Source organism: Morganella sp. Je.2.23 (assembly GCF_051129855.1).
GTDB lineage: Bacteria > Pseudomonadota > Gammaproteobacteria > Enterobacterales > Enterobacteriaceae > Morganella > Morganella sibonii.
In genome coordinates this window covers 244,944-255,665 of the sequence record NZ_JBCPSQ010000005.1, presented here as the reverse complement: position 1 = coordinate 255,665, position 10,722 = coordinate 244,944, and the positions used below count along the sequence as shown (strand labels likewise).

At 53.2% G+C, this 10,722-nt stretch carries 7 protein-coding genes and 1 pseudogene; all 8 read right to left on the bottom strand.

The genetic code is table 11. The features are described 5' to 3' along the window. A pseudogene (locus AAZR23_RS16460) lies at positions 1-1,330 on the bottom strand (hypothetical protein); the annotation flags it as partial. Positions 1,331-2,275: 945 nt separating this feature from the next. Continuing rightward, positions 2,276-2,953: a two-component system response regulator KdpE gene (gene kdpE / locus AAZR23_RS16455; protein ID WP_434693804.1), complete on the bottom strand. Its 678-nt coding sequence runs from the start codon at positions 2,951-2,953 to the stop codon at positions 2,276-2,278. Then, positions 2,950-5,637, bottom strand: a complete 2,688-nt coding sequence (gene kdpD / locus AAZR23_RS16450) for a two-component system sensor histidine kinase KdpD (RefSeq protein ID WP_046893037.1) — start codon at positions 5,635-5,637, stop codon at positions 2,950-2,952. Before kdpD ends, kdpE begins: the two co-directional genes overlap by 4 nt. A 15-nt stretch (positions 5,638-5,652) precedes the next feature. Further along, a complete protein-coding gene (gene kdpC / locus AAZR23_RS16445) occupies positions 5,653-6,243 on the bottom strand; it encodes a potassium-transporting ATPase subunit KdpC (protein WP_432692482.1) in 591 nt (196 codons plus the stop codon). 9 nt (positions 6,244-6,252) lie between these two features. Further along, positions 6,253-8,301 (bottom strand): potassium-transporting ATPase subunit KdpB, encoded by a 2,049-nt coding sequence (kdpB, locus tag AAZR23_RS16440; protein ID WP_434693799.1) that lies wholly within the window; start codon positions 8,299-8,301, stop codon positions 6,253-6,255. Between the two features lie 16 nt (positions 8,302-8,317). Beyond that, on the bottom strand, positions 8,318-10,000 hold the full coding sequence (gene kdpA / locus AAZR23_RS16435) for a potassium-transporting ATPase subunit KdpA (RefSeq protein WP_166708561.1): 1,683 nt from the start codon (positions 9,998-10,000) through the stop codon (positions 8,318-8,320). Continuing rightward, positions 10,000-10,089, bottom strand: coding sequence for a potassium-transporting ATPase subunit F (locus AAZR23_RS16430; RefSeq protein ID WP_071997682.1), 90 nt, complete (start codon positions 10,087-10,089; stop codon positions 10,000-10,002). The genes kdpA and AAZR23_RS16430 overlap by 1 nt, the downstream gene beginning before the upstream one ends. A 157-nt stretch (positions 10,090-10,246) precedes the next feature. Continuing rightward, on the bottom strand, positions 10,247-10,717 hold the full coding sequence (locus AAZR23_RS16425; RefSeq protein WP_434693795.1) for a GNAT family N-acetyltransferase: 471 nt from the start codon (positions 10,715-10,717) through the stop codon (positions 10,247-10,249). Positions 10,718-10,722 lie beyond the last annotated feature (5 nt).

Here is a 10,722-nt window from a genome sequence, read left to right as displayed (position 1 = left end):
CCTGCTCATTAGTGGCAAACAGCTGACTGCCGTTCACCGCCTCGGTGGAATCCGCTGCCAGCGCAGCATTGCTGACACCGCTGAGTTTTTTACCGCCGAATTCAAATACTGCCGCATCTTTGGCTTTGTCACTGAGTACAACTTTCTTACCATCATCGCTCAGCTGCACCAGACCCAGAGTCCCCGCCGCCAGATTGTTATTGATGGTGGTGATATCACCGGTATTCTTCGCAATATCCGTGGTATTTTTGGTGATATCAGCCTTATTACCTGCAATATCAGACGTATTTTTGGTTATATTTGTGGTGTTTTGAGTGATCGCTGTTTTATTGCCTGTGATATCAGTAGTGTTCTGATTAATTGCCACCGTGTTGCCTGCAATATCAGACGTATTTTTCGTAATATTTGTGGTGTTCTGAGTGATGGCGGTTTTATTGCCCGCAATATCCGTAGTATTTTTAGCGATATCGGCTTTATTGCCTGCAATATCAGCGGTGTTCTGAGTAATAACCGTTTTATTGCCTGCAATATCGGCGGTGTTCTGAGTAATTACCGCCGTGTTGCCTGCAATATCAGTAGTATTTTTCGTAATATTTGTGGTGTTCTGAGTGATGGCGGCTTTATTGCCCGCAATATCAGCAGTATGTTGGGTGATCCCGTCTGTATTCACCTTTACCTGTTCATTGGTGGCAAACAGCTGACTGCCGTTCACCGCCTCAGTGGAATCCGCTGCCAGTGCAGCATTGCTGACACCGCTGAGTTTTTTGTCACCGAACTCAAATACTGTCGCATCTTTGGCTTTATCACTGAGCACAACGTTCTTACCATCAGCACTCAGCTGCACCAGACCCAGTGTACCCTCTGTCAGACTATTGTTGATGGTGGTGATTGCTGTGGTGTGACCGGCAATATCATCTGTATTTTTAGTGACAATTTCATTAGTGGCTGATAACTGCGCAAAATTGACAGCGTCATTATCAGAAGAGCCGGCAGAAATATTGGTCAGCTTACGTTTTAATGACGCATTACCGAATGATACTTCATTTGCGGTTGTTGCTTGCGAACCATCACCTAAAGCAATAGCACGCTCCGCAGTAACCTTACTATCATTACCAATCGCGATCCCACCCTTTGCAGCGGTTGTTGAGATGGCATTTTTTCCCAGTGCAACCCCGTTATTTTCAGCAACCGCAAATCGTCCGATACTGGTACTAAAGTTATTAGCAATCGCCGTTGCCCCCAATGCAGTACTGCCATCTCTGGCATAGGTTCCAGCTCCGATCCCCGTACTGCCAAAACCATAGACTTCCGCTTTGGTTCCGATGAGCATGGAACCTCCCGTGGCGTCTTTAGCGGAACTTGTCGGAGAATTCGCTAATTTCGACTGGAAACCAATAGCCATTAACTCAGGGAATATCAGGTTATCACCACCATCGCTCCAAATCGACCCCGAAAAATATGATTGATATAATGCTTTATCATATACAAGAGCTTTATAATCAGCTTTATCAACATTAATTGTTAAATCACTTGCTACCGCAAAAGACAGCATTGGCAGAGATGAGAAGAATGTGACTATGGCTATTTTAATAAGAGAAGGTTCTTTTAATTTAAATCCCTTTCTGGCAGAAGTAAGGGTTCCGGACGAATTTATGTATTTATCCATATGTAAGGTACTCATGTAATATCCTATGACACAAGATGTGCGATTGTTATCATTTAATTTTCAAAAAAATGATAGTCAGGTTTCAATGCGCGCGTAATTAAAACCAACATGACGTTGATTTAAATACCAATTGATATTATTCCGGTTAACATAATCTGATGGAATGCGTGTTTATTTATCCTTTTATTTTAAAAAGATATTTATTGAAAAACATAAGAATTATATATACATTAACACATAAGATAGGTTTATTCATTTTATTTTACATTATTAACCTGCACAACCATAAGAATGACACTTTACTCTCACCATGAACATTTAATTTTAAATACACCAAATTAAAAAACAATAAAATGCTATTTTAAACACATGGAATTTTAAATTAAAAAAACACTATTTACGACCAGTGAATAACAAGCACGCAGTAACATTTGATATTTTAGATTATTAAGTTAAAAACCAACATTATTTAATAGCGGTATTTATCGCATATCGTGATATGAATAAGCAGATTTGAAAAACAGAAAAGAGGCAGATATCACGATTACCATAATCGCCATCCGTCATAAGAAAAATAGTTATGCGTTCCCGGAAGACGATGACGACTATTTACACCACAAAGCGATAACCAATACCGGTTTCAGTAATGAAATGCTGCGGACGTGCCGGATCGGTTTCAAGTTTCTGGCGTAAATGCCCCATATAAATACGCAGGTAATGGGCATGTTCGACGGCATTCGGTCCCCATACTTCATTAAGCAGCTGCCGCTGAGTCAGTACTTTGCCGCTGTGACCAATCAGAATAGCCAGCAGGCGGAACTCTATCGGCGTGAGATGCACTTCCTCCCCGGCTTTACTGACCTGCCGCCCGGCAATATCCACACGGATATCGCCGAACTCATACACCGGATCATTCTTCTCATTTCCGGGATAGCGGCGCAGCAGTACCCGCAACCGCGCCTGTAATTCACCGACACCAAAGGGTTTGGTCATATAGTCATCCGCCCCGGCATCCAGGGCGGCAATTTTATCATGTTCACTGTCGCGGGCGGAAAGCACCAGCACCGGTACAGAACTCCACTGACGGAATTCCTGCACGAAGGTGATACCGTCACCGTCCGGTAATCCCAGATCGAGAATAACCAGATCCGGTTTGCGGGTCGCTGCTTCCACCAGGCCACGGGCGAGGTCTTCTGCCTCAAACACGCGCAGGGAATCCCCCTCCAGCGCAGTGCGCAGAAGGCGGCGGATACCTTTTTCATCTTCAATAATCAGTACAGTGGTCACAACGGGTTGTCATCTTCATCAATCACAGGCGGATTTTCACAGGGTAGACGGATATGGAAGCTTGCGCCACCCCCGTCGCGGTTTCCGGCCAAAATAGTGCCGCCGTGCACTTCCGCAATCGCCCGGCAGATAGCCAGCCCGAGGCCGATGCCCGGGATGGCGGATTCTTTCTGTCCGCGCGAGAATTTCTCAAATATCTGTGCTTCCTGCCCGGACGGGATACCCGGGCCGTTATCCCACACTTCAATATCAATCATATTGTCCGACAGCCGTGAGCGGATCCCCATCTGTGCCTGCGGACCGGCGTATTTTATCGCATTCTCCAGCAGATTGATCAACACCCGTTCAAACAGAGGGCCATCCGCACAGATAAGCTGCATCGGATCATTGAGGTCAATCTGTACCGAATCCGTGTCAAAACGCGGTTTCAGCATTTGCAGTGCGCTGCCGATCACTTCTTCCAGTGGCAGCCACTCTTTATTGAGATTAAAGCCGCCGGACTGAATCCGCGCCATATCCAGCAGGTTATTGACCAGCCGCGTGGTGCTGAGGATGTGCTGGCGGATCTCGTTGGCCTGTGCGGCATACGGCGAGCCTTCACTGGTCAGATCCAGCGTGAGGATCTCCGCCTGACCAAACAATACCGTCAGCGGTGTGCGCAGATCATGAGACAGCGCCGCCAGCAGCGAGTTACGGACCTGTTCGCGTTCACTGACCAACCGTGACTGTGCTTCGCGTTCTGTCAGCGTGCGGCGTTCCAGCGCACCGGCTGCCAGCAGGATCAGGGTTTCCAGCAGCCGCTGCTGTTCGGGGATCAGCAGCTGACGACGGTTATACGGCTCCACAATCACCACACCGTAGACTTTTTCTGTCGTGCAGACCGGCAGGATCTGATACGGCACGCCAGGCAGCGTGCCGGTGCCGAATCCGGCGGGCTGGCCTTTGTCGTAACTCCAGCGGATGATCGCATCATCGCGGCCGTTATCCTCCGTGCCGCCGCCGGCCGGGATCAGATTCCCCTGCTCATCCGGCAGCAGCATTTCACAACGGGCATGCAGACTGTGGCTGATAAAGTGACAGCTGACGGAGGCAATATCGTCAGACTCCCGCGCCACCGCCAGCGCTTTTGACATTTCATACAGATGCCAGGTACGCTGCTCGCGGTAACGCGCCACCCGCGCCTGATAGCGGACACCGGCGGTCAGGCTGCCGATCACCAGCCCGACGGTCATCATCACAGCAAAGGTGAGCAGATACTGCATATCCGAGACGGCCAGCGTCCCTTTCGGGTTGATAAGGAAGAGGTCAAAGCTGATGACGTTAATAATCGTGGCAAACACAGAGGGCCAGCGCCCGTAAAAGCGTGCTACCACCACCACACCCAGGATGTAGAGCATCACCAGGTTAGCGTTATCAAATGCCATCAGCCAGTGATGCGCCATCAGGGTGGTAGCCGCACAAATCAGTGCCGCGACCGCACAGCCCTGCAAATCCGTTTTGTGTTTATCCAGAAACGGCCGGTTGTCACTGAATTTTTCCCGGCTCTCCGGCTGTCTGTCCTGCGGGGCGATCATCACCACGTCCAGATCAGCAGCACTGCGGCTGAGCTGTTCCTGTAATTTGTCGCGCCGCCACCAGGATGTCCGCTCATGGCGGGCAATCATAATTTTGCCGAGGTTGTTCTCCCGCGCATAACGGATAACCGCACGACTCTCTTCCGGCTCCGCCAGTGTTGCGGTGGTTGCCCCCAACTGCTGTGCCAGCGATAGTGTGGTGAGGATGGTACGCCGCTGTGGTGACGGTAATTTATGGCGTGCGGGAGTTTCAACAAAAATCGCATGCCAGTCACTGCCGAGCCGGGCCGCCAGCCGGGCCGCAGCGCGAACCAGTTTTTCATTGCCGCCGTCAGGACGCAGGCAGACCAGAATGGCATCCCGGGTGTGCCAGACTTTTTCCTGTCCTTTCCGCTCCCGCCAGGCGCGCATTTGTTCATCGACCCGATCCGTCGTCCGCCGCAGTGCCAGTTCACGCAGCGCCAGCAGATTACCTTTGCGGAAAAAGTGTTCGATCGCCCGCTCCGCCTGGGCAGGCAAATATACTTTCCCCTCACGCAGCCTGCCGAGCAGATCGTCCGGGGTTAAATCCACCAGCACAATTTCATCAGCGGCATCAAATACCGGGTCCGGCACCGTTTCGCGCACACGAACCCCTGTTACACCGCCGACGATATCATTCAGGCTTTCCAGATGCTGCACATTGATGGTGGTGAGTACATCGATCCCGGCATTGAGCAGTTCTTCCACATCCTGCCAGCGTTTCGGGTGACGGGCGCCGGGGATGTTAGTGTGAGCCAGTTCATCCATTAAGATCACCGCCGGATGTATCGCCAGCGCACGATCCAGATCGAACCCCATAACCTGCCGTCCCCGGTAGTTGTGCTTTTTCAGCGGCAGGATGCGCAATCCCTCCAGCAGGGCGGCGGTTTCACTGCGGCCGTGGGTTTCCACCACCCCGGCCAGCACATCAATGCCCTGTTCATGCAGCCGCTGCGCCTCCTTCAGCATGGCATAGGTTTTCCCGACACCCGCACAGGCACCGAAGAAAATCTTCAGTTTTCCGCGCGGGCGCTCTGTGACCTGTGCCAGTAACTGGTCAGGATCGGGGCGCAGTGGCTCATCATACATAATGCTGTCCTTCCGTTAGTTCAGGCTGGTTTTGTCTGCGGTATGTGCATCCAGCGCCAGATTCAGTGTCAGCACATTCACGACCGGCACACCGGTAAAAGCCGGTACCGGCGTGGTGATATTCTGACCGATCAGTTGTTCCACTTCAGCCTGTGTCATATTACGCGCTTTGGCGACACGCGGTGCCTGCCAGTAAGCAGCTTCCGGAGAAATATCCGGGTCCAGCCCGCTGGCAGAGGCGGTAACCAGATCAACCGGCACCATACGGGACGCATCCGGATTTTCCGCTCTTAATGTCTCCGCCCGCTGCGCCACCCGCTGTAACAGTTCCGGGTTACCGGTACTCAGGTTGCTGCCGCCGGAACTGAGCGCGTTATACGGATGCTCTGCTGTCTCTGACGGGCGTCCGTGAAAATAGCCGGGCTGTGTGAACTGCTGGCCGATCAGCGCCGAGCCTTTCACTTCATTATTCACTTCAATCAGCGATCCGTTGGCCTGACGGGCAAACCACCACTCCCCGAGCGAAGTAGTCAGCAGAGGGTAAAATACCCCTGTGACCAGCGCCAGAACCAGAAATATTATAATTGCAGGACGTATCTGACTCATTGTTTATCCTTATACTAACCCTGTCAGGGTCAGTAACATATCTATCAATTTAATACCGATAAACGGCACAACCAGGCCGCCCAGTCCGTAGATCCACAGATTACGGCGTAACATCTGTGCGGCACTCAGGGCGTGATACGGTACACCTTTCAGCGCCAGCGGGATCAGAAAGACAATAATCAGGGCGTTAAAGATCACCGCACTTAACATGGCGGAGTCCGGCGAATGCAGGCGCATAATATTGAGTGCATCCAGCTGCGGATAGGTCACCGCAAACGCCGCCGGGATAATCGCGAAATATTTGGCGATATCATTGGAGATACTGAATGTGGTCAGCGAGCCGCGTGTCATCAGCATCTGTTTACCGATATGCACCACCTCAATCAGCTTGGTCGGGTTGGAGTCCAGATCGACCATATTTCCCGCCTCTTTCGCCGCCTGGGTGCCCGAGTTCATCGCAACCGCAACATCAGCCTGTGCCAGCGCAGGTGCATCATTGGTGCCGTCGCCGGTCATCGCCACCAGCCGTCCTTCTTTCTGGTACTGACGGATCAGCGCCAGTTTGGCTTCCGGGGTCGCTTCCGCGAGGAAATCATCCACACCGGCTTCGGCGGCAATCGCTGCGGCGGTCAGCCGGTTATCCCCCGTGATCATCACGGTTTTGATCCCCATCTGGCGCAGTTGTGCAAAACGTTCACGTATCCCGCCTTTCACGATATCTTTCAGTGCGATAACCCCGAGCACACGATGCTCTTCCGCCACCACCAGCGGTGTGCCGCCGCTGCGGGCGACATCTTCCACCAGTTTATCGACCTGTGCAGGGAAATGGCCGTGATTTGCTTCAATATAGCGGCGGATAGCATCCACAGAACCTTTACGGATAGTACGTCCGTCCACATTGATGCCGCTCATGCGGGTCTGTGCGGTAAACGGAATAAAGGTCGCATTCAGGCTTTCCAGATCCCGTGCCCGCAGGCTGAAACGCTGTTTTGCCAGCACCACGATGCTGCGCCCCTCCGGAGTTTCATCTGCCAGGGATGATAATTGTGCTGCATCCGCCAGCGTTCTTTCATCCGTGCCGGGTGCGGCCAGGAAAGCAGATGCCTGGCGGTTACCGAGGGTAATTGTCCCGGTTTTGTCCAGCAGCAGCACGTCCACATCCCCGGCAGCCTCCACCGCCCGTCCGCTGGTGGCGATCACGTTGGCCGCCAGCATACGGCTCATCCCTGCCACACCGATGGCGGAGAGCAGACCACTGATGGTGGTCGGGATCAGACAAACCAGCAGGGCAATCATGACCGTCAGAGTAACCGGATGACCGGTATAGGCGGTAAACGGCCAGAGTGTCGCGACCGCCAGCAGGAATACGATACTCAGCGCAGCCAGCAGGATAGTCAGGGCAATCTCGTTCGGCGTTTTGCTGCGTTTTGCACCCTCGACCATGCTGATCATGCGATCGAGGAAACTGTCGCCCGGGTTTGCACTGCACTCAATAATCAGCCAGTCGGACAGAATACGGGTACCGCCTGTCACAGAGGCAAAATCACCGCCGGATTCGCGGATCACCGGGGCGGATTCCCCGGTAATAGCGCTCTCATCCACGGAAGCGCCGCCCTCCAGCACCGTACCGTCGCACGGGATCAGATCCCCCGCTTCAACCAGCACCACATCCCCTTTGCGCAGGGTATCAGCAGAAACCATATCAAAACTGCTGTCGCGCTGTGCGGCATGCAGACGCCGTGCGCGGCTGGTTTTTTTCATTCCTTTCAGGCTGTCGGCCTGCGCTTTGCTGCGCCCCTCCGCCAGTGCTTCGGCAAAGTTGGCAAACAGAACGGTAAACCACAGCCACAGGGCGATGGTGAGGGTAAATCCGCCGTTACCGCTGATAAATCCGCTTAACATCCCGGCGGCCAGCAGTGTGGTCAGCAGGCTGCCGCACCAGACAATAAACATCACCGGATTCTGCCACTGCACCACCGGCGAGAGCTTGCTGAACGCATCCGGCAGGGCCCTGCGCACAAGCGCAGGTTCAAATAATCGCTGTGTCTGACGACTCATGGTGTTCTCCCGTCAATCACTTAAGTAAATCAAGAAATTCCGCAACCGGCCCCAGTGCCAGTGCAGGAACAAAGGTCAGTGCGCCGATCAGCAATACCGCTGCAATCAGCAGGCCGGTAAACAGCGGCCCGGTTGTCGGTAATGTCCCGGCACCGGCTGTCCGGATGGTTTTGCTGACCAGTGAACCTGCCAGCATCATCACCAGCGCAATCACCACGAAACGACCCGCGAGCATGCAGAATGCCAGCAGCAGGTTCCAGAACGGGGTGTTGGTGCTCAGTCCGGCAAAGGCACTGCCGTTGTTGTTGGACGCCGATGACAGTGCATACAGCACTTCACTGAAGCCGTGTGCGCCCGGGTTAAGCATGGCGCTGCGTCCGGCTTCCGTCATCATCGCCAGGGCGGTGCCGCCCAGAACCAGTGCCGGTGTGACCAGAATTGCCAGTGCAGTCAGCTTCATCTCCCGCACCTCAATTTTTTTGCTGAGGTATTCCGGCGTGCGGCCAATCATCAGTCCGGCGATAAAAACGGCGAGGAAGACAAACAGCATCATGCCGTAGAAACCGGCCCCCACGCCGCCGAAGATCACTTCGCCGATCTGCATCAGCCACAGCGGAACCAGGCCGCCCAGCGGTGTCAGGGAGTCATGCATGCTGTTTACCGCGCCGCAGGAGGCGGCGGTGGTCACGGCCACAAACAGCCCGGTGGCAAGAATACCGAAGCGGCTCTCTTTCCCTTCCATATTGAACGTACTGTCGATTCCCATTCCCGCAAATGCCGGGTTACCGTGAGTTTCGCTCCACATCACCGCCACAGCGGCGGCGACAAAGACAATGGTCATCGCCGCCAGCAGTGCCCGTCCCTGGCCCGGATTCCCGGCACAGCGCCCGAATGCAAAACAGAGCGATGCGGGGATCAGGAAAATCGCCAGCATCTGCACAAAGTTAGTCAGTGCGGTCGGGTTTTCAAACGGATGCGCCGAGTTGGCACCGAAGAAACCGCCGCCGTTGGTACCAAGCAGTTTAATTGCTTCCTGAGACGCAACCGGCCCCATCGGCAATACCTGCTGCACACCTTCCGGCGTGATAATAGTTTGATAATCATGGAAGTTCTGAATAACCCCCTGCGAGATAAAGAACAGCGCAATAATCACCGAGAGCGGCAGCAGCAGCCACAGCGTGATACGGGTGAGATCAACCCATGCGTTTCCGAGTGTCTTCACAGAGCGGCGGCACAGAGCGCGGATCAGGGCAAACGCCACAGCAATTCCGGTAGCCGCAGACAGGAAATTCTGCACCGTCAGTCCGGCCATCTGGCTGAAATAGCTGACTGAAGATTCCCCGCTGTAAGACTGCCAGTTAGTATTGGTGACAAAACTGACCGCCGTGTTCAGCGCCAGATCCCATGACATTCCGGGAAAATGACGCGGATTGAGCGGTAAATCCGCCTGTAACATCAGGATCGCCGTCAGAAAAATCAGCCCCAGCGCATTAAACAGCAGTAATGAGGTCAGATATCCCTGCCAGCGCATCTCGTCGCGGCCAATTCCCGCAAAGCGCCACAGCACTCCCTCTGCCCGGCGCAGAACCGGCAGCGGTGTACCGTCAATAAAGCAGACCAGCAGGTTACTGAGCAGTTTTGCCGCAATCAGCAAAACGATCAGAAAACCGGCGATAAGTAAAAAAGCATTCGCGGCCATCAGAATTTCTCCGCCTTAATCAGGGCATAAAGGAGGTATGCCAGCAGCAGTAATGTACCGGCGATGCCTGCAATAAGAGCCAGACTCATAACTTGTCCTTACATGTGTGAGGTATTCATTACGGAGTCTAGAAAAGCGGGTGCAAAGATGTCGCAAAATTCAGAGGGAAAGGTATAAAAATAGTATAAAAATGCGGGTTTATAACAACCCGCAGAGGGAAAAGTACAGGCGCGGCGCGCCCGTTTATTATAGATTCAGATGAAAAAACTGATTATGCTCACCGGCATGATAATCACCAAATGCCGCCCCGGGCAGAAAGCCGCAGCGGCGGTAAAGTGTCAGTGCCGGTTCAAAATCCGGATGGCAGCCGGTTTCAAGGCTCAGACGCGTCATACCATCTTGTTTTGCCTGTGCAATAATGTGCAGCAGCAGTAATTTACCCGCGCCTTTGCCGCGAAAATCAGGATGGGCCCGCATCGATTTTATTTCACCCTGCGTATCAGAAAGCTGTTTCAGCGCCCCTACTGCCGCGATACGGTCACCGTCCCACACACTCCAGACACGGATGTTATCCGCCCGCAGACCACTTTTATCCAGGGAATAAACATGCTCCTGCGGCGTATTTTGCGCCATTCCCTGTAAATGCAGGGCAATCAGCGCCCCTGTTTGCGGTGAGGATAAATCATCCGCTTTTATTACAAAATCATGCCCGGCCATAAACA